Origin of the sequence: Paenibacillus sp. GbtcB18 (assembly GCF_019091125.1) — a bacterium.
Taxonomy (GTDB): domain Bacteria; phylum Bacillota; class Bacilli; order Paenibacillales; family NBRC-103111; genus Paenibacillus_F; species Paenibacillus_F chitinolyticus.
The window spans coordinates 1-283 of record NZ_JAGXJX010000257.1 but is presented as its reverse complement, the minus strand read 5'-3'; the positions used below and the strand labels follow the sequence as shown (position 1 = coordinate 283).

Sequence of the window (283 nt, the reverse complement as noted above, 5' to 3'; positions counted from 1 at the left end):
GAACACGGCGCTCCCGCTGATTCCGAGCCCATGGCTCGGAATGATCTGATCGATGAACACGTCCTTGGTCAGATCGATAAAAGAGCCGGCGCCGATCGTCACATACGATTTATCTTTTGCGATCTCGAACGTTTTGCGCGCATCCGCCACAACGAGCGAAGTGTCCAGTTTATAGGACATCGGAAACACGTTGACGATCAGGTTATGCTTCACCCAGTTCATCGAATCCTGCAGCACGTCTCGGCGTGCAATTTCGTATTCGGGCCATCCCGCCGCGGGCAGC

General features: G+C 54.8%; 1 protein-coding gene. It reads right to left on the bottom strand.

From position 1 onward, the window contains the following. Positions 1–283 (bottom strand): hypothetical protein (locus KVT34_RS30175; RefSeq protein WP_217563286.1); only part of this gene is annotated, 283 nt, incomplete at both ends.